A 19,095-nucleotide genomic window follows, 5' to 3' on the forward strand; every position below is an offset into this window, starting at 1 on the left:
GAAGGTCGCGCGGCCCGGATTTCACGCCAGAGCGGTGTTTACCCTAGGGGCTATTTCTGCCGCGCATGATCCATGTCAATCACGCTGCGCGGCATCAAATCCCGAGGAAACCAAACCTGAGTTCCGGCCGTTGCCCGTCGATCAGCTCGGCGATGGCCTTGCCCGACCCGGCGCCGTGGGTCCAGCCCAGCGTTCCGTGGCCGGCGTTCACCCAGAGCTTGCCGACCTGGGTCCTGCCGATGCAGGGAATGTTGGTTGGCGTCGCGGGACGCAGGCCTGCCCAGAAGTTGGGCTGGCCGCCCTGTGCCTCATTGCGGGTGTCGCACACGCCCGGCAACACCTGCTCGATGCGGTCGGCCAGCATCTGGCAGCGCGCCCTGGCCAGCGGCGTGTCCAGCGACAGGCTGTAACCCGCCACCTCGATGGTGCCGGCGACACGCAGGGTGTCCCCCAGACGGCTGATGGCGCACTTGACCTCGTCATCGATGGTGCTGACCCAGGGCGCGAGTTCGGGCTTGAGCAGCTTGAAGGTGGCGCTGTAGCCCTTGCCCGGATAAATGGACAGGTCCACACCGACCGTGCGCAGCAAGGGGGCCGACCAGGAACCACAGGCCACCACGAAGGCGTCGGCACGCCACGACAGCAACTCGCCGGTGCTGCGCTTCCGTAGCTTGACCGCGCTGATCTCGCCGCCGGTTTTCTCCAGCCGCACGATGTCGTGTTCGTAGACAAACTGCACGCCGGCCGCTGCGCACCGACGCGCCAGTTCCTGGGTGAACACCCGCGCGTCACCGCTTTCGTCGCTGGCGGTGTAGGTGGCGCCCACGATGTGATCGGCAAACGAGCGGTAGGCCGGTTCGATGGCAAACAGCTCGCTGGGGCGGATCACCTGGCGGTCCACGCCGAAGCTGCGCATCAGCGCGGCGGCCTCGGCCGCTGCGTCAAACGACTTCTGGTCGGTGTAGTAATGCGCGATGCCGCGCTCCAGCCGGTTGTAGGCAATGCCGGTGCCCTGCACGATGTCCTTGAGCGCTGCGTGGCTGTAGGCGCCCAGCGCCACGATCTGCTCGACATTGCGGCGAAAGGCCGTGTCGCTGCACTGGCTTAAAAACTCCAGGCCCCAGCGCCACTGGCGCCAGTCCAGCCGGGGCCGGAACAGCAACGGTGCATCGCTGCGAAACATCCATTTCAGCAGCTTGGCCGGCGCCTCCGGGTTGGCCCAGGGCTCGCAGTAGCTGACAGAGATCTGCGCGGCATTGGCAAAACTGGTTTCCATGGCGGCGCCGCTCTGGCGTTCGACCACCGTCACCTCGTGCCCGCGCTGGGCCAAATGCCAGGCCGTACTGACACCGATGATTCCGGCGCCCATCACAATGATTTTCATGGGCGCTAGTCTGGAGGAGCTTGCCGCAAATTAACAGTATCGTTAAACTCTTTGGCAAATCATTAGGAAGGCTAATAAGCCTATGTACGATCCCCTTGCCCTCGAATGCCTGGCCGCCATTGTCGAAGAAGGCGGTTTTGAGCGTGCCGCCCAGCGTCTGAACGTCACCCAATCGGCCATCTCGCAGCGCCTGCGGGTGCTGGAGGGCCAGGTCGGCGCCATCCTGATCGTGCGCAGCCGGCCGCTGCAAGCCACCTCGGCCGGCAAACTGCTGCTCAAACACACACGCCAGCTTCGCCTGATACGCGCCGACCTGGAACGCGACCTCAAGGAGCTGGCGCCGGGCCTGTCGGGCGGCGTCCGCGAGGAAGAGCGCATCTCGATTGCGGTCAACGCGGACAGCATTGCAAGCTGGGCGCTGGACGCCCTGACCGGCCTCGTCAGACAGGGCCTGCCCGTCGAGATCATCGTCGACGACCAGGACTTCACGCACGACTGGCTGCGCCAGGGCCATGTGCTGGGCTGCGTCACCACCCTGAAGCAGGCGCTGCGCGGCTGCAAGGTGGCCCAGCTCGGCGCCATGAACTATGTCGCCGTGGCCGGGCCGGCTTATGCAAAAAACCACCTGCCCGGCGGGCTGGACGCGTCGAATTTTCGCGCCCTCACCTATGTGGCGTTCAACCGCAAGGACGACATGCAAAGCGAGTTTGTCGCCCGGGCCGTCGGCCTCAAGCGGGTTTCGTTGAGCCAGCTGTTTGTCCCCAGCTCCGAGGGGCAGCTGCGCGCCGCCCTGGCTGGATGGGGGGTCAGCGTGTTGCCGGAGCTTCTCGTGCGCGGCTTGATCGACGACGGCGAGCTGGTCAATGTCGCGCCCCAGCACACGCTGCCGGTGCAGCTGTTCTGGCACTGCTGGAACCTGGAATCGGCTGTGCTGGACTCGATCTCCGCCGCGCTGACCTCCGAAGCCGACAAGCTGCTGCACTGAGCCCGGCCGTCTTTGCGCGAAAATGGCGGTTTGTCATTCCACCAAGACCCGCCATGAACATCGAAAAAGACACCGCCGTGACCCTGCGCTTCAAGGTCTCCGAAATCGGGGGCAAGCTGATTGAAGAAAGCAAGGAGCCCATGGTTTACCTGCACGGAGGGTATGGCAACACCTTGCCCAAGATCGAGGAAGCACTGGAAGGAAAAACACGCGGCTACCAGACCACGCTGGAACTGCAACCCGAAGACGCCTTTGGCCTGCGTGACGAAGCGCTGCTGCGAACCATTCCAAAAAGCCAGTTCCCGCCCGGCGTGAAAGTCGGCGGCCAGCTCGAAGGCCGCGACAACGACGGCAAGACGCATGCCTTCACCGTGACAAAAATCAAGGGCGACACCGTCATGATGGACGGCAACCACCCGCTGGCCGGCAAGGCGCTGCGTTTCAGCCTGACCGTTACCGATGTGCGCAAGGCCAGCGATGAAGAAATTGCGCACCGCCATGTGCATGGCGAGCACGGGCATCACCACTGAACTGAAGGGTCAGGCAGGCCGCCTCAGGCCTTCCTGAGGTAACAGGCCTTGAGCATGAGGCTGCCGGCGCCCATCTTGCAGTCCACCTCACGGTCGCCGCCGGCCAGCTGGACAAAAAACCGGTTGCCAGTCATGCACGGAAAGTTGCTGCATGCGCTTAGGGTTCATCAACAATCTCCGCTTGGTACTTGCAGGAGAAACCTGTCGCAGCAGTCCTGCCTTCGTGGCTGGGGTCAGCGCGGGTGCGCTCGGCCAACGGCAAAAGAAAACCGGCGTGCACCGTGCCTGAAGTCGCAATCAGCATCAGCCCAAGCTGGACACCCTCAGACTCAACAAGCGCTACATCACAGGCAGAACCCGATCGCCACCACGCTTGACCCTGGGATGGGGGTCTTTCACCGGCACTGGTGAGATCAAGAAATACCGCAAGACTTCAGCCCAACCAAGCCTTGATGCGTGAGCCGAACACTTCGCGGCTGATGCCATAGCGGTCATGGAGCGTAGGCAAAGCGCCGGCATCCAAGAACGCATCCGGCAAGCCGGCTAGCTTGAAACTTGCCGGCTGGACACTGTGGCGGAGCAGCGCGCTAGCCACAGCTTCCCCAAGGCCGCCGACAACAGAATGATTTTCAGCCACCACCACCAGCCGGTGCTTGTAGCGCACGGCCTCCACGATGGTTGCTTCGTCCAGCGGCTTGATTGTCGGGCAGTGCAGCACTGCGACGTCGACCTTGTCTGCGGCCAGGTCCTTGGCGACTTCCAGTGCGCGCATGGTCATGATGCCGCTGGCAATCACCAAGACGTCGGCGCCTTCGCGGAGCATCTTGGCCTTGCCCAGCTCAAACTTGTAGCCTTCAATCTCATCAAGCACCAGCGGCACGTTCCCTCGAAGTATGCGCATATAAACCGGCCCCTTGTGTTCGGCAATCTGCGGCACTGCCTGTTCGAGGTCGAGCGCGTCACACGGATCAACGACGGTCAGCCCAGGTATGGCGCGCATCATGGCCAAGTCCTCGGTCGCCTGGTGGCTAGGACCGTAACCGGTGGTCAGGCCGGGCAGCGCGCAGCAGATCTTGACGTTAAGGTTCTCCTCGGCGATCACCTGGTGGATGAAGTCGTAGGCCCGTCGTGTCCCGAAGACCGCATAAGTGGTGGCAAACGGAACCAGCCCTTCCTTCGCCATGCCGCCGGCTGCTCCCATGAGAAGCTGCTCGGCCATCCCCATCTGGAAGAAGCGTTCAGGATAGGCCTGGGCGAACAGGTGCAGGTCAGTGTATTTGGCCAGATCCGCAGTCAAGCCGACGACATCGGTGCGCGAGGCCGCGTATTCCACCAGCGCCTTGCCAAACGGAGCAGCCTTCACGCGCTGCCCCTCTGAAGCGATGGAGGCGATCATCGCCGAGGTGGTGAGGCGAGGCTTTTTCTCTACGACGGTGTTCATGCCGATGCTCCTGCGACGTAAGGGGTGGGTTGGTTTTGATCCAGAATGTCGAGGGCCTGCTGCCACTCGGGCGGATCGACGCGAATGAAGTGGTTTTTCTCGCGCTGCTCAAGGAAGGGCACGCCCTTGCCCATGAGCGTATCGAACAGGATCACGCGAGGCTTACCCTCCTTCAGAGCGCGGGCGGTGTCAAAAGCGGCATGCACTGCGGACAGGTCATTGCCCTTCACGCGCTGCACATGCCAGCCAAAGGCCGCCCATTTGTCCGCCAGCGGCTCGAAACCCAGCACCGCGGTCGAGGGGCCGTCTGCCTGCTGGTTGTTGACGTCGACCAGGCAGATCAGGTTGTCAAGGCGATGGTGCGCAGCGGCCATGGCCGCCTCCCAGGTCGAGCCCTCGTCGAGCTCACCGTCGGACATGGAGTTGTAGATGAAGGCCGGATTCTTCTTGTGCTTGAGTCCCAGCGCCATACCAACGCCGATCACAAGGCCCTGACCCAGCGAACCGCCGGAGATTTCCATGCCCGGGGTGTAGCTGGCCATGCCCGACATGGGCAGGCGGCTGTCGTCGCTGCCGTAGGTCTCAAGCTCGCTCTCGGGGATCACGCCCGCCTCGATCAGCGCGGCGTAGTGAGCGATGGCATAGTGGCCGTGCGAAAGCAGGAAACGATCGCGGCCCTCCCATTCAGGGTCCCGGGGGCGCAGATTCAGCGCGTGGCGGTAGGCTACGGCAAGCACGTCAGCCCAGCCCAGCGCCTGGCCGATGTAGCCTTGTCCCTGCACCTCGCCCATACGCACGGCATAGCGGCGGATGCGCCACGCGGCCGAGGCCAGCATCGTGGAGGAATGGTTCATTGAAATGACTCCTGTTAAAAAATGAAAATTGGATAGTTCGGCTTCAGCGCACGATGCTGGCCGGCACGTAGGACACCAGGGCAAGCACGCCGAACGCCACGAGGTAGAAAGGACCCAGTTCGCGCACCGTCTGCCCCACCTTGACCTTGGCCAGTGCGCTGGTGATGAACAAGGTGGTTCCGACAGGAGGGGTGTACAGGCCGATGGCGAGGTTCACAACCATCATGATTCCGAGCTGCGTCATGTCCATGCCAATGCTTTGCGCCAGCGGCACGAACACGGGCGTCAGCAGCAATATCGCGGCCGGCAGGTCGATAAACATGCCCAGGAAAAGCATCATCAGGTTCATCAGCAGGATGACCAGCCATTTGACATGGACGTTGGCCTGCACCCACTGGGCGATGCCCTGCGGCATCTGGTCGTAGGTAAGCAGCCAGCCGATGGCAGCTGAGGCCATGATCACCAGCAGCACCACGCCGGTGGCCAAGCCCGCCTGAACGATCGCGTTGTTCAGTCGCTTCCAGCCCAGGTCGCGGTAGATCAGGGCCGACACCAGGCCGGCGTACAGCGTGGACAGCACTGCCACTTCGGTCGGCGTGGCGATGCCAAAGCGCAGGAAGATGATGATCAGCACTGGCAGCACGACGGCTGGCGACGCATAGAGCATGTGCCGGCTGAACGCGACGCGGTTGAACGGCGAAGTGTCGCGCGGCAGTTGGCGACGCCAGCCCACCCACCAGCACGCGGCCATGAAGCCGCCGCACATCAACAGCCCCGGAAGCACCCCAGCGACAAATAGCGAAGCGATCGAGGCGTTGGACGTCAGCGCGAACAGGATCATCGGGATCGACGGTGGAATCAGGATGTCGATCGTGGCCGCCGCCGCCAGCGTGGCCGCCGAGAATGCCGGCGGGTAGCCCAGCCGCTTGTGCCAGGGGATCATCAGCGAGCCGATCGCCGAGGCGTCGGCAACCGCCGAGCCCGACACACCGCCAAACAGCGTGGACGACAGCACGCCTACCTGCGCCGGTCCGCCGTGGAAACGGCCGATCAGCGCGGACAACACCCCCACCAGCGCCTCGCCCAGCTTGCCGCCCATCATGAGAGTGCCGGTCAGCATGAAAAAGGGGATGGCGATCAAAGGGAAGCTCTGGACTTGCGCCACCATCTGCTGCACGAGCAGGTCGAGGGGTACCTTGTCAGAGGTAGCGGCCGCGGCCATGGCTGCCGCCAGCAGCGCGTGCGCGATGGGCATGGCGGCCACGGCCGTGACCATGAAAACGAGGAGGATCAGTGCGCTCATGAGTTCTTTCGTGGGGTGGCGTGTTACCAGTGCGCCGTAGGGACTTGGTCGCCGACGGATTCGCTGGGCTGCACCTGCATGAACCAGGCGCGCCAGGCCGATTGCGCAGCCAGCAGCCCCAGCAAGGCCATTCCAACCATCACACAGGCATAGGTGATGGAGCCGGGCACTTGCAGGATGGGAGACTTCTCGTCATGCACCACGTCCAGCATTCGGAAAGTGGCGACGGCAAGCGTGAAGTAGAGGCCGGCTACCACCAACCAGCTGAGCGTGGCGGTGATGCGTCGCGCGCGGCCGGACACCGCCTCCATCAGGAAGGTGGTGGCGATGTGCGCGCCTTGCAGGGACGCGAGCACCACGCCAGCCATCACCAGCCAGGGGAACAGCAACTCGGGCACCTCATTGGCCCATTGCACGCTGGAGCCGGTGGCGTACCGCAGCACAGTGTTGGCAACCAGGATCACGAAGATCACCGCGGTGGACAGCCACAGCACGACACGGCAAAGGACGGCCACGCTGCGGTCGACCGCGCTGTATTCGGTGGTTTTCATTACGACTTCTCCAGAATGAGGGCGCGCCCGCGCATTTGCTGCAGGGCGCCGCAAGGCAGGATTACTTCGCGCGCGCCGCGGCGACAACCTTCTTGACGTATGTGCCGATGTTGCTGGCCATCCACTTGTCGGTCACCTCGGCCGTGGCCTTGGCGAAGGCGGCCTGGTCCGGCGTGGTCACCTGCACGCCCTTGGCCTTGAGGTCCGCCAGCAGCTTGTCATCGGCCTCCTGAGACAGTTTTCGCTGCAAGGCGGTGGCCTCGACGGCTGCTTCCTGCACGGCCTTCTTGTCAGCGTCGGAGAGCTTGTCCCAGGTTCGCTTGCTCATAAGCAAAGGCGTCATCTGGAACTGGTGACTGGTCAGTGCGAGGTGCTTCTGGACCTCGTACAGCTTGCTGGCATGAATGTTCACCAGCGGGTTTTCCTGACCATCGACCACACCTTGCTGCAACGCGACGTAAAGCTCGGCGAACTTGACCTGCTGCGACTCCGCGCCCAAGGACTTCATGATGTCCACCAGCGTCGCATCGGGCGGCACGCGCATCTTCAGGCCTTTCATGTCCTCGACCTTGTTGATCGGGCGTTTGCTGTTGGTCATGTGGCGGATGCCGTTATCCCAGGTTCCCAAAAGGACCATGCCTTTTTCGAGAGATCGGTCGGCCAGCTCCTTGCCCAGCGGACCGTCCAGCAACTTGAAAGCGGCAGCGGGCGTCGAGAACAGGAACGGCATGCCGTAGGCGTTGTATTCAGCCACGGTATTGGCCACAGCGCCTTGGGAATTGGCCGACATGTCCAGTGCGCCGGTGCGCAATGCCGTCATCATCGCGGCGTCATCACCCAGCTGCGCCGACGGGGCCACCTGCACCTCGATGCGGCCAGCGGTCTTGGCCTTCAGGACGTCGGCGAATTTAACGGATGCTTCGTGTCGTGGATTGCCCGGTGCGGCGCCGTGGCCCAGCGTGAGCTTGATGGCCTGGGCCTGGACGGCCAGCGGCAGCACGGCGCAGGCGGTCAGGCCGATCAGGGTACGGGTGAAAGTCTTGCGTTGCATGGATTGTCTCCTTGGTTGTAATTGCTGGAACTGATGAATCAATGAATAAGCATCCCGCCGTTCACGTCCAGCGTGACGCCAGTGCAGTAGGCCGACAGGTCACTGCCCAGGAATACGCAGACGCCGGCCACGTCGTCGGCGCGACCGAGGCGGTTCAGTGGAATCGTCTGGGCGATTTCCTTCTTTTGCTCGGGCGAGAGCTTGCCCTGCGTGATGTCGGTCTCAATCAGACCGGGCGTGATGCAGTTGATGCGGATGCCCTCCGGACCGAATTCGCGGGCCATGGCGCGGGCCAGACCCAGCACGCCGGCTTTGGCCGCGGAGTAATGCGGACCACCGAAGATGCCGCCACCACGCTGCGCGGACACCGACGAGATGCAAACGATAGAGCCCGCCTGCTGCTGGCGCATGGCCGGCAGCACGGCCTGAGACATGTACAGCGTGCCGCGCAGGCTCACGTCCAGGATGCGGTCGTAGTCGGCACCGGTGATCTCCAGCGTCTTGACCGGCTGGGTGATCCCGGCGTTGTTCACCAGAATGTCGATGCGGCCAAAAGCCTCGAGCACCTTGGCGGTGGCGGCCTCGCAGGCGGCCTTGTCCGTCACGTCGGCCACAAAGCCCAGGTGGCCGGCGCCCAGGCGCGCGGCGGCCGCGGCGGGCTCGGCGCGCGCCAAGTCCATGATGACCACGCGGGCGCCCTGCGCGGCCATCTGGCGGGCGGTGGCAAAGCCCAAGCCGTTGATACCTGCACCGCCGGTAATCACGGCGACCTTGTCTTTAAGCAGCATCTGAGTTGTCTCCATTGGGGATTGTTTTGAACAGCCGGGGTCTGCAGCAATCGCGGGCTCCCGGTTCGTGCTGCGAATGATCTTCGACGGCTAGGTTTAAAACAAGCGATGTGTTTTCAGCTTAAGATGACAGTTCGTCACCTTAAGTCAGGGTTCACCCCATGCCCGCCGTACCGCCCGCTCCCAACCTGCTTGCTTTTGAAGCTGTCGCACGTCGCAGAAGCTTCGCCCTCGCCGCCGCTGAACTGCACCTGACCGCATCAGCCATCAGCCACCAGGTGGCGCGGCTGGAAAGCCACCTGGGCGTGCGACTTTTCGAACGAAGCGCCCACGGTGTGCGCCTGAGTGCAGCGGGCGAGCAGTATCTGGCGCGGGTGGGTGGCGCCTTGTCGGCCATCGCCGCAGCGACGGAGGACCTGCGCCAGGGCGTGGGAAACAGTCTGTATGTGCACTGCGCGCCCAGCATTGCGAGTCTTTGGCTCATGCCGCGGCTGCGGGCATTTTCCGAGGCTTTTCCGAACATCGCACTGAATCTATCGGCCGCCCACACCCGAAGCGACTTCGCGCTGGGACAGGCGGATATTGACATCCGCTACGGCGTGCCCCCGTGGGACGATCTGATTGTCGAACCCTTGTTCGAGGAACGCATCGTTCCGCTGGCCAGCCCGGCGTTCATCAAAGAACACCGTCTCAAGCGGATAGAGCAATTGACCGAGGTGCCACTCATTCAGAGCAATGTCAGCGTGGTCCAGTGGCCCGACTGGTTCGCAGCGTTTTCAAATCAGCGCGCGCCTGACCGCTTTCCGGTGCGCTTCGACCGCGCTCAGATGTCGCTGGATGCTGCTACCCAAGGGCTGGGGGTGGCCCTCGAGAGCACCACCATCGGTGGATTGCATCTGTCCGAGGGAAAACTGCGGCCGGTGTTCGGTCTCGACAAGGCGATTCGGGTCAAGGCCCACTTCGCGGTCTACCCCGTGCGGCATGCCAAGCGACCCGCGGTGGAGGCTTTTCTGTCGTGGCTCCATCGCGAAGCGGCTCGGTCGGCGGGTCGTTAGTTGACCCTCGTTCGATCAGCGCAAGAAACCATACTTCGGGCTGGCACAACCTCCAGCCGTCCGTCTCGAAAATCCCACGACCCGCAAACCCGCCTGGATGCTGGAGCCGTGTTTACGACTTTAATTGCTCGGAATAATTTCATGCAGCCGCAAATCCGTCACTCTACGGTGACGGATTTCGCCAGGTTTCTTGGCTTGTGCAGCCGCCTAACTTCCCGGCGGGAAGTGAGCGTCCACCAAACCGCGCAGCGCGCTTTCGCGCGCCGTTCCCGTCATTCGACGGTCACGCTCTTTGCAAGATTGCGCGGCTTGTCCACATCCGTGCCGCGTGCCACCGCTGTGTGATACGCCAGCAACTGCAGCGGCACCACATGCAGCAGCGGGCTCAGGGCGCCGTAATGCTCGGGCATGCGGATGACGTGGATGCCGTCGCCGCTCTCTATTTTGGTGTCGGCGTCGGCCAGCACGTACAACACGCCGCCACGCGCCCGCACTTCCTGCATGTTGCTCTTGAGTTTTTCCAGCAAGGCGTCGTTGGGCGCGACGGTGACCACCGGCATGGCGCTGGTAACGAGCGCCAGCGGGCCGTGTTTGAGTTCGCCGGCCGGGTAGGCCTCGGCGTGGATGTAGCTGATTTCCTTGAGCTTGAGCGCGCCTTCGAGCGCAATCGGGTAATGCAGGCCGCGCCCCAGGAACAGGGCGTTTTCCATCTTGGCAAAATCTTCGGCCCAGCTGATGACCTGCGGCTCCAGCGCCAGCACGGCTTGCAGGGCGGCCGGCAGATGGCGCATGGCCTTGAGGTGGCCCTCTTCCTCCTGCTCACTCAGCAGGCCCTTGCTTTGCGCCAGCGCCAGCGTGAGAAGGAACAGGCCGGCCAGCTGGGTCGTGAAGGCTTTTGTCGAGGCCACGCCGATTTCGACGCCGGCACGGGTGATGTAGGCCAGCTTGCACTCGCGCACCATGGCGGAGGTGGACACGTTGCAGATGGTCAGCGTCTGTGTCATGCCCAGGGATTGCGCGTGGCGCAACGCGGCCAGCGTGTCGGCGGTTTCGCCGCTTTGCGTGATGGTGACCACCAGCGTCTTGGGGTTGGGGACCGAGGAGCGGTAGCGGTATTCGCTGGCCACTTCCACCTGCGTCGGAATCCGGGCGATGGATTCCAGCCAGTACTTGGCGGCGCAGCCGCTGTAGTAGCTGGTGCCGCAGGCCAGGATGAGCACGGAGTCGATGTCCTTGAACACGCGGTAAGCGTCGTCGCCGAAGAGTTCGGGAACGATGCCTTCAACGCCTTCAAGCGTGTCGGCAATGGCGCGCGGCTGCTCGAAGATTTCCTTTTGCATGTAGTGGCGGTACGGGCCAAGCTCGGCCGCGCCGCTGTGCGCCTGCACGGTTTTGACCTCGCGCTGGACGGCCTTGTGGTCACGGTCAATGACCCAGTATTTGCCCAGCTGGATGTCGACCATGTCGCCTTCTTCCAGGTAGAGGATCTGGTCGGTCACGCCGGCCAGGGCCATCGCGTCGCTGGCCAGAAAGGTCTCGCTGACGTCCTTGCCGACGCCCAGGATCAGCGGCGAGCCCGAACGGGCGCCCACCACGCGGTGCGGCTCGTCCTTGCAGAAAGCCGCAATCGCGTAGGCGCCATGCAGGCGGGCGGTGGTGGCTTGCAGGGCCTCGAACAGGTCACCATCGTAGAGGCTGTCCATCAGGTGCACGATCACTTCGGTGTCGGTCTGGCTGGCAAACACATAACCCTTGGCCTGCAGCGCGGCACGCAGCTCGTCGTGGTTTTCGATGATGCCGTTGTGCACCAGCGCCACCCTGCCCGGCTTGTGCGCGGTCGCCCCGGTGCCATGGCTGAAGTGGGGGTGGGCGTTGTGCACGGCGGGCGCGCCATGCGTGGCCCAGCGTGTGTGGGCAATGCCGGTGCCGCTTTCGAGCTGTTCCGCGCTGACCTGTTCCATCAACTCGGCCACGCGGGACGTGCTGCGCGTCCGCTTCAGGCCACCCGCATAAACGGCGACCCCGCAGGAGTCATAACCGCGGTACTCCAGCCGTTGCAGGCCCTGCACGAGGATGGGAACAATATTTCTTGTCGAAACCGACGCCACAATGCCGCACATAAACCGCTCCTGAGAAAAACAATAGGCGGATGCTAGGCGTTTCCTGTTTTTTTAAATCATCTAAATTTCTTCTTTAATGAAATTAAATTCCATAAAAATGCATTCATGGAATAATATTTCTTAATTAGTAAATTTATGGAATAAAAATGAATATTTCCATCGATGGGATTGACATCAAACTGCTTGAAGCCTTGCAGGACGATGCCTCGCAGAGCAACCAGGCCTTGGCCGCACGCGTCCATATTTCACCGCCCACCTGCCTGCGGCGTATCAAGCGCTTGCGTGACGCCGGCCTGATCGAACGCGAAATCGCCATCCTCCACGCCGACAAGCTGGCCGACACCCTGGGCCACGGCCTGACGGCGCTGGTGGAAATCACGCTTGACCGGCAGGGCACCGAACAGCAGGAAGTGTTTGAAGCCCGGGTGGTGCTCGATGGCGCCGTCCAGCAGTGCTACCGCGTCTCGCCGGGCCCGGACTTCATCCTGGTGGTGCATGTGCGCGACATGCCGGCTTACCTGGCACTCGCGCAGCGGCTGTTCAACAGCGACGCCAATGTGCGCAACGTGAAGGCATTTTTCAGCTTGAAGCGCTCGAAGTTTGAACCAAAACTGCTTCTGGCCCAATAGATTCGGGCGCCACCAGCTATTTATTCAATAGCAAACTCACACCCCCCGGCAGCTGCGCTGCCGGGGCCGGGTCCGCCTGCTGCACTTAGGCGCTGGGCTTGTTTTTGACCGGCCGCTGCCAGTTGGCAATGTTGACCTGCTTGCCGCGCGCCACGCTGAGGCCGCCGGGCGGCGTGTCCTTGGTGATCGTCGAGCCGCCGCCGACGGTGCCGCCGGCGCCTATCGTGACGGGGGCCACCAGCACGCAGTTGCTGCCGATGTGCACGTCGGCTTCGATCACGGTGCGGTGTTTGTTGGCGCCGTCGTAATTGGCCGTGATGCTGCCGGCGCCGTAGTTGACGCGTTCGCCCACCGTGGCGTCACCGAGGTAGGCCAGGTGGTTGGCCTTGGCGCCTTTGGCCAGCGTGGCGTTTTTCACCTCGACAAAGTTGCCGATGTGCACCTCGGCGCCCAGTTGCGCGCCGGGGCGCAGGCGGGCAAACGGGCCAATCAGCGCGCCTTCGCCAACCTGCACGCCGAGCTTTTCACCGTCGATGTGGGTGAAGGGGTGGATCACCGCGCCGGCGGCAATCGTCGCGTTGGCTATGCAGCAGTTGGCGCCTATGCGCACCCCGTTGCCCAGCGTCACCTCGCCGTCGAACACACAGTTCACATCAATCTCCACGTCCTGCCCGCAGGCCAGCGTGCCTCGCACGTCAAAACGCGCCGGGTCGGCGAGCCGCACGCCCTGCTCCATCAGGGCCGTGGCTTGGCGCAGCTGGTACACACGTTCGAGTTCCGCCAGCTGCACCGGGCTGTTGACACCGGCTACCTGCGCAGCATCCGTGATCTGGTGCGCGACCACGGCCACGCCGTCGGCAACGGCAAACTTCACGATGTCGGTCAGGTAGTACTCGTTCTGCGCGTTTTTGTTGTCCAGCCGGGCCAGCCAGCTGCGCAGCAGGCGCGTGGGCACGGCCATGATGCCGCTGTAGATTTCGCGGATCTCGCGCTGGGCGTCCGTCGCATCCTTGTGCTCGACGATGGCGCGCACCTGGGCGGAGGCCTCTGCGCCGGCGCGGACGATGCGCCCGTAACCGGTCGGGTCCGCCATGCTCAGCGTGAGCAGGGCCAGGCGCTGGCCGTCACACTGCGCCAGCAGGGCCTGCAGCGTGGCCGCCTGCGTCAGGGGCACGTCGCCCGACAGCACCAGCGTGACGCCGTCGTCCGCCAGCAGCGGCAGCGCCTGCTGGACCGCGTGGCCTGTGCCCAGCTGGGGTTCCTGCCGCGCGAACTGCAGCCTGGGCACGGCATGCACGCCGGCAGCGGCTTGCGTCATGCTGTTGCAAGCAGCCTCCACTTCGCCGGCACCGTGGCCCGTGATGACCACCGCCTGCCGGGCCGATAACCGCGCTGCGCAGTCAATCACATGCGCCAGCAAAGCACGGCCGCCCAATCGGTGTAACACTTTGGGCAATGCACTTTTCATCCGCGTGCCCTTGCCCGCGGCCATGATGACGACATCAACTGGAACTGAAATGGCCATGAAGTTTCCTGTGAATTGGGGGTCTCGAAGGTGGCATCCGGCCGGGCCGGGACTGAAACGCAGCACACAGATTATCGGTGTGCTGCTGCTGGGCGGGTCGCTGCTGGCCTGCAGTGCGGTGAAATTGGCCTACAACCAGGCGGCCGAGCTGGCTTACTGGCAGCTCAACAGCTACTTCGAATTCGACGACACGCAAAAGCCTCTGGTCCGGGAAGAACTGGCCCGCCTCCATCAGTGGCACCGGCAGACACAGCTGCCGGCGTATGTTGAAACGCTGGAGCAATGGACGGCCTGGCTGCCCGCCGAGATCGACGAGGCGCGTGCTTGTGGCATCTTCGAGGAGGTGAAAACCCGGCTGCAAGCCATTTCGGACCGCGCCGTGCCCGCCATGGGTAGCGTGGTGGGCACGCTGGGGCCGGAACAGCTGGACGCCCTGAAGCGGAAATTCTCGAAACTCAACGCCGAGTACCGTGACGACTTTCTCGCGGGCAGCCCCGACGACCTGATCAACCGGCGCCTGAAGAAGGCAGTCAGCCGCGCCGAGATGCTGTACGGCACGCTGGATGACAAGCAACTGGCGGTGCTGCGCAGCCGGATCACGCAGTCGGTGTTTGATGCCCGGCTTTCACTGGCCGAATACCAGCGCCGCCAGCGGGATGCCTTGCAGAGCCTGGGGCCGCTGATCGCCGGCCGCGCCACCTCCGAGCAGGCCAGGCCGCTCATGCAGGCGTACGTCGAGCGAGCCGTCAATTCGCCCGACCCCGCCTACCGCAACTACCAGGAGCGGCTGACACGCGACAGCTGCAAAACCTTTGCGGCCCTGCACAACAGCACCACGGCGGCGCAACGCGCCAAGGCAGTGCAAACCCTGCAGGGCTACGCGCAGGACTTCGGCATTCTGGTCGCCCGGCGCTGAGTGCCAAGGCCGCTGCCTCGCCGTTCATGGTGGGTCCTGGCTGGCAGGGCTGCCAGCGGCAGATGGCGCGGCGACCCTCACCGCTGCGGGGGGTTGCGGTTGGCCAGGAAGGCAGAAGAGGGTTCTCCCGCCTGCCTGAGGCGGCGTGGCTGGAATTCGCCGGAGCCACTGCTTTGCTGCTGCTGCCGGTTCGCGGGGTGCTGCGGCTGTTGCTGCAGACGGCGTGCCGGGGAAATGTGATTGCTGTTCAAGAAAAGCTCCCGAGGCGGGAAATCCATGTGTCAGAACAACACATTCAATGGCACCTCAAGGCCTAGCCTAAAAAGATGAGCAGGCGGGTCCTGTCATCACGCCTTGCCGCTTGTTGTCAGACGCGTCCTACAGGCCCTAAAGCATTGGCACTTTGCGCATCGGCAGGTCGTAATAATCGGCAATCCGGTGCAGGGCCTTGGGGTTGAGCAGGGACAATTGCCCGCCCTTGAGCTCATGCAGCCCCAACTGTTGCAGGCGCCGCAGGGTCTTGTTGGTGTGCACCAGCGACAGGCCCAGCGCGTCGGCGATGTGCTGCTGGTTGATGGGAAAAGCCATGGCCCCATCCTGCACCAGCCCCACCCGCTCGGCCCGCCGGTAAAGATGGATCAGCAGCATCGCGACGCGCTCGGTGGCATTGCGCCGGCCTGTCGTCAACATGCCCTCATCGACCATGCCCTCTTCGCGCGCCGACAACCAGGTCACGTCGTAGCCCAAGCTGGGAAACTGCCGGAACAGGTCCCACAAACCGTCTCGCGGAAACACGCACAGGGCCGTATCCGTCAGCGCCTCCACACCATGCGAGGCCCCGTCGGCAAACTCCTGCTGCAAGCCGATGAGGTCGCCGGGCAGCAGGAAGTTGAGAATCTGCCGCCGCCCGTCACTCAGGGTTTTGTAGCGAAAGGCCCAGCCGGCATACAGGGTGAACAGCTTGCCGTTGGGGTTCTGCTCCGAAATGATGGCGCTGCCGGCCAGGGCAACGGCCGCACCGCTTCGGAACGACTCGAAAAAAGCCAGCTCCTGCGGCGACACCGGCGTGAAGGCCTGGGTGGCGCGCAGCCCGCAATTGGCGCAGCGGCGGGGACAGGGGCTGGCGCCCGACAGGGGGATGAAGTGCACCGAAAAATTTTAATACCGAAACCCAGTGTCTTTTGACATTGTGGCGCCCGGGGCCGCTGGCTACATTACACGCCATCCATGAACAAAGTACCCGAATTGCATGAAGTGCTGTACCTCAGCACCCTCGCGCCCGACGCGCCGCTCAAGGTGGTTGCCAGCATCGCCTCCCAGGCACGCAAGGCCAACCAGGCCGCAGGCATCACCGGTCTGCTGGTGTTTGACGGCATGCAGTTTTGCCAGCACATCGAGGGGCCGCGCAAGGCGGTGCTGGCGCTGACCGAACGCATCCGCCAGGATCCGCGGCATGTTGATGTCGACATCCTGTACCACGGCCCGCTCGCGCAGCGCCGCTTCAGGCATTTTGGCCTCGGTTACACCGCCGTCGAGGACGTGGATGTGCTGGCCCGGCTGCGGGACGCCGGCGCCGACGCGGCACTGGCCCAGTTTCTGGCGCTGCAACCAACGCTGGATCTGGACGGCTGACACCGCCGGCGGCCAGCCAGATTGCCGCCGAGAAAAAGGCTCAGGCTTGCAGCGCGGCCCACATGTCCTTGTCACGCTCGACCGTCCAGATGCGTGGCGAACAGTTTTTCGACCTGCGAGGGGCCCCGCTTGCGGGGATCGAAGCGAAAAACTGTGAGGTTAATCCGCGCGCCGCCGAGAAACAGGGTCAGGCTTGCAGCGCGGCCCACATGTCCTTGTCACGCTCGGCCGTCCAGATGCGCGGATTCTTGATGCCGCTGGCTTCGTCGTAGGCGCGGCTCACGTCAAACGGCAGGCAGTGTTCGTAAATGAACACCTGGCCAAAAATCGGGTCCATGCTCTTGCGGGTGTGATCCATCGCCGCCTTCAGGTCCATCTTCGCGGCTGCCGCTTCCTTGCCGCAACGAAACAGGGTTTCGACCCACTGTTTGGTGTAGTCGATGGCCTTGTTCACCTCGGCGGCCCCTTTCATCGCCTCGCCGCGGCCGGGCACGATGGCTTCGGCCCGCAGCGCGCGCAGTGCTTCCAGCGTGGCGGGCCACTCTTCGAGCTGGGCATCACCGGTGTAAACGCCGGCGTTGTACTCGACCAGGTCGCCGGAGAACAGCACTTTTTCTTCCTCGACCCAGGCGATCGTGTCGCCGCGCGTGTGGCCTGGGCCCGGGTGCCAGATCTGCACCCGCACGCCGCCGAGGTCGATCACCAGCTTGCCGGGGACTTCGCCCTTGACCGGGTTGCCGCCGGCAATGATCATGGTCGGCCAAGTCAGGCCGGGCACGCTTTCGGCGTTGCGGAACAGGCGCGGGAACCGCTCCATCTCGCTTTGCATGTCCTGGGCGCCGCGCTCGACGATCAGCTCGTAGGTGCCCTGGCTGGCGATGACTTCGGTCGCGCCTTCGGCGGTATAGGCACTGGCGCCCAGCACGCGTACTGCGTGATAGTGCGTCAGCAGCACGTACTTGATGGGCTTGTCGCTGATGGCGCGGATGCGCGTTATCAGGTCCTGTGCCATGGCCGGGGTGGCCGTTGCATCGCTGACCATGATGAACTTGTCGCCAATGATCACGCCGGAATTCGGGTCGCCCTCGGCGGTGTAGGCCCAGCAGTGCGCGCTGAGCTGCTCAAAAGTGATCTTTTTGTCCGTGAGGTCGGACTGCGAGGCAAAGGCTTTGGACATGGGGGAGTCTCCGTTGGGAAGGGCCGAGAGCACGGCCTGAATTGTTGAAATTTTACTATACGTAACTTATTACGAATAGTAAAACCCCAAACCCCCAAACCCCCAAAACCCTTCAGCCCTTGACCTTCACCCTTGTGCTGCGACAGTCAGGACAGTCCGCGTTCGAGCATGGCGACCACCTCCTGGGCATAGTCGCGGTAACTCATGGGCCCGTCGGGACGCATCCAGGTGAAGGTCCAGTTGATCATGCCGAACAGCATCATGGTCACGGCCGTCTGGTTGGCGGGTGTGATGCGCTGCGGGTAAGCGCGCTTGAGAAAACGCGTCATGGCCGAGACCACGTCGCGCTGCCGGTCCAGGATCAGCTCGCGCTGCACGTCCCCGAGGAACTTGGTGTCGCCCAGCAGGGCGCTGTGGCGCGTGGCCGAGGTTTCGTACTGGTCCAGGAAGTTGCGGATCAGTTCGTGCAGGGCGGCACGGTCGTCCAGGTTCTTGCGCTGGGCGCTGGCCTCGGTCTGGCCGATGATGGCCAGCAGGTGCTGGGTGTAGCGGTCCAGCAGGTCGAACAGGATGGCTTCCTTGCTGCCGTAGTAGTGGTACAGCCTGGCCTTGGAGGTGCCGCAAGCCGCGGCGATGTCGTTCATGCTGGCGGCCATGTAGCTGCGCTGCGCAAAACACTGGGCGGCGACGTCGAGGATGGCCTCGCGCTGGAGCTCGTGGGTGGCGGATTTGGGGCGGGCCATGCGCTATTGTGAAGCACGCCGGCCGCGCTAAAGTAGCGGCATGCCTGCCGACCTGTCCTTTGCCCACTACTGCTGCGAGCTGCTCGCCAGCGCCGGGCCGTGCACGGCACGCCGCATGTTTGGCGGCTTTGGCATCAGCACCGGGGGGCTCAACATCGCGCTGCTGGCCGACCTCGGCCGGGGTGACACCCTCTGGCTCAAGGCGGACGAGGAAACCCGCGGACTGTTCGAAGCCGCGGGCTGTGCGCCTTTTGTCTACCAGGCTGTATGGACAGGACACATACGAAACAGGTGTTCGGAGACATAGGAAACACTTCTTCAGCGCCATTGGCGCAAGGAGAAGCGCATGCCCTGGCAACCGAGAGACCTGATGGACACCAAACGCGAGTTCGTGCAATTGGCCTTGCAAGA

19 protein-coding genes are annotated in these 19,095 nt (G+C 63.5%); 7 read left to right on the plus strand and 12 right to left on the minus strand.

Annotation, left to right across the window (positions count from 1 at the left end; all coding sequences use genetic code 11):
- Nucleotides 1-94 precede the first annotated feature (94 nt).
- Nucleotides 95-1,384, minus strand: coding sequence for a D-amino acid dehydrogenase (locus tag B7G53_RS19235; protein ID WP_096670712.1), 1,290 nt, complete (start codon nt 1,382-1,384; stop codon nt 95-97).
- Between the two features lie 82 nt (nt 1,385-1,466).
- On the opposite strand from B7G53_RS19235, the gene B7G53_RS19240 reads away from it, so the two are divergent.
- Together B7G53_RS19240 and B7G53_RS19245 are read left to right on the plus strand one after the other, a co-directional pair.
- On the plus strand, nt 1,467-2,369 hold the full coding sequence (locus tag B7G53_RS19240; protein ID WP_096670714.1) for a LysR family transcriptional regulator ArgP: 903 nt from the start codon (nt 1,467-1,469) through the stop codon (nt 2,367-2,369).
- Nucleotides 2,370-2,422: 53 nt separating this feature from the next.
- The gene (locus B7G53_RS19245; protein ID WP_096670716.1) at nt 2,423-2,899 is read left to right on the plus strand and encodes an FKBP-type peptidyl-prolyl cis-trans isomerase; all 477 of its coding nucleotides are present in this window, start codon (nt 2,423-2,425) and stop codon (nt 2,897-2,899) included.
- A 433-nt stretch (nt 2,900-3,332) separates the two neighbouring features.
- On the opposite strand, the gene B7G53_RS19255 is transcribed toward B7G53_RS19245, so the two are convergent.
- From B7G53_RS19255 to B7G53_RS19280, 6 genes are all read right to left on the minus strand, one after another.
- Complete coding sequence (locus B7G53_RS19255) at nt 3,333-4,340, minus strand: transketolase family protein (RefSeq protein WP_096670718.1); 1,008 nt, start codon at nt 4,338-4,340, stop codon at nt 3,333-3,335.
- Nucleotides 4,337-5,194, minus strand: a complete 858-nt coding sequence (locus tag B7G53_RS19260) for a transketolase (protein WP_096670720.1) — start codon at nt 5,192-5,194, stop codon at nt 4,337-4,339. Before B7G53_RS19260 ends, B7G53_RS19255 begins: the two co-directional genes overlap by 4 nt.
- Before the next feature lie 43 nt (nt 5,195-5,237).
- Nucleotides 5,238-6,497 (minus strand): TRAP transporter large permease, encoded by a 1,260-nt coding sequence (locus B7G53_RS19265; protein WP_096670722.1) that lies wholly within the window; start codon nt 6,495-6,497, stop codon nt 5,238-5,240.
- A 23-nt stretch (nt 6,498-6,520) separates the two neighbouring features.
- Nucleotides 6,521-7,048 carry a TRAP transporter small permease gene (locus tag B7G53_RS19270; RefSeq protein ID WP_096670724.1) on the minus strand — a complete coding sequence of 176 codons (528 nt, stop codon included), beginning with the start codon at nt 7,046-7,048 and terminating at the stop codon, nt 6,521-6,523.
- Between the two features lie 61 nt (nt 7,049-7,109).
- A complete protein-coding gene (locus B7G53_RS19275; protein WP_096670726.1) occupies nt 7,110-8,099 on the minus strand; it encodes a TRAP transporter substrate-binding protein in 990 nt (329 codons plus the stop codon).
- Between the two features lie 38 nt (nt 8,100-8,137).
- Complete coding sequence (locus B7G53_RS19280; protein WP_096670728.1) at nt 8,138-8,887, minus strand: SDR family NAD(P)-dependent oxidoreductase; 750 nt, start codon at nt 8,885-8,887, stop codon at nt 8,138-8,140.
- 161 nt (nt 8,888-9,048) lie between these two features.
- Here B7G53_RS19280 and B7G53_RS19285 point away from each other — a divergent pair, with 161 nt between their 5' ends.
- Nucleotides 9,049-9,942: a LysR substrate-binding domain-containing protein gene (locus B7G53_RS19285; RefSeq protein ID WP_096670730.1), complete on the plus strand. Its 894-nt coding sequence runs from the start codon at nt 9,049-9,051 to the stop codon at nt 9,940-9,942.
- A gap of 272 nt (nt 9,943-10,214) precedes the next feature.
- Here the strand turns inward: B7G53_RS19285 and glmS are convergent, their stop codons facing one another.
- Nucleotides 10,215-12,062: a glutamine--fructose-6-phosphate transaminase (isomerizing) gene (glmS, locus tag B7G53_RS19290; RefSeq protein WP_096670732.1), complete on the minus strand. Its 1,848-nt coding sequence runs from the start codon at nt 12,060-12,062 to the stop codon at nt 10,215-10,217.
- Nucleotides 12,063-12,208: 146 nt separating this feature from the next.
- Here glmS and B7G53_RS19295 point away from each other — a divergent pair, with 146 nt between their 5' ends.
- Nucleotides 12,209-12,691, plus strand: a complete 483-nt coding sequence (locus tag B7G53_RS19295) for an Lrp/AsnC family transcriptional regulator (RefSeq protein ID WP_096670734.1) — start codon at nt 12,209-12,211, stop codon at nt 12,689-12,691.
- An 85-nt stretch (nt 12,692-12,776) separates the two neighbouring features.
- Here B7G53_RS19295 and glmU read toward each other — a convergent pair whose 3' ends face one another.
- On the minus strand, nt 12,777-14,216 hold the full coding sequence (gene glmU / locus B7G53_RS19300; RefSeq protein WP_096670736.1) for a bifunctional UDP-N-acetylglucosamine diphosphorylase/glucosamine-1-phosphate N-acetyltransferase GlmU: 1,440 nt from the start codon (nt 14,214-14,216) through the stop codon (nt 12,777-12,779).
- Between glmU and B7G53_RS19305 the strand changes: the two genes are divergently transcribed.
- Nucleotides 14,215-15,132, plus strand: coding sequence for a DUF6279 family lipoprotein (locus tag B7G53_RS19305; RefSeq protein ID WP_255250091.1), 918 nt, complete (start codon nt 14,215-14,217; stop codon nt 15,130-15,132). The genes glmU and B7G53_RS19305 overlap by 2 nt on opposite strands.
- 387 nt (nt 15,133-15,519) lie before the next feature.
- Here B7G53_RS19305 and B7G53_RS19315 read toward each other — a convergent pair whose 3' ends face one another.
- Nucleotides 15,520-16,281: a Crp/Fnr family transcriptional regulator gene (locus tag B7G53_RS19315; RefSeq protein ID WP_255250092.1), complete on the minus strand. Its 762-nt coding sequence runs from the start codon at nt 16,279-16,281 to the stop codon at nt 15,520-15,522.
- 78 nt (nt 16,282-16,359) lie between these two features.
- Here B7G53_RS19315 and B7G53_RS19320 point away from each other — a divergent pair, with 78 nt between their 5' ends.
- A complete protein-coding gene (locus tag B7G53_RS19320) occupies nt 16,360-16,764 on the plus strand; it encodes a BLUF domain-containing protein (protein ID WP_096670742.1) in 405 nt (134 codons plus the stop codon).
- A gap of 187 nt (nt 16,765-16,951) precedes the next feature.
- Here B7G53_RS19320 and B7G53_RS19325 read toward each other — a convergent pair whose 3' ends face one another.
- Nucleotides 16,952-17,941 carry an MBL fold metallo-hydrolase gene (locus tag B7G53_RS19325; protein ID WP_096670744.1) on the minus strand — a complete coding sequence of 330 codons (990 nt, stop codon included), beginning with the start codon at nt 17,939-17,941 and terminating at the stop codon, nt 16,952-16,954.
- A 146-nt stretch (nt 17,942-18,087) separates the two neighbouring features.
- Nucleotides 18,088-18,684: a TetR/AcrR family transcriptional regulator gene (locus tag B7G53_RS19330; RefSeq protein WP_096670746.1), complete on the minus strand. Its 597-nt coding sequence runs from the start codon at nt 18,682-18,684 to the stop codon at nt 18,088-18,090.
- Nucleotides 18,685-18,724: 40 nt separating this feature from the next.
- On the opposite strand from B7G53_RS19330, the gene B7G53_RS19335 reads away from it, so the two are divergent.
- Nucleotides 18,725-18,991, plus strand: a complete 267-nt coding sequence (locus B7G53_RS19335) for a TfoX/Sxy family protein (protein ID WP_096670748.1) — start codon at nt 18,725-18,727, stop codon at nt 18,989-18,991.
- Nucleotides 18,992-19,095: the final 104 nt, after the last annotated feature.

It is taken from the genome of Polaromonas sp. AET17H-212, assembly GCF_002379085.1.
Classification (GTDB): Bacteria; Pseudomonadota; Gammaproteobacteria; order Burkholderiales; family Burkholderiaceae_C; genus Polaromonas.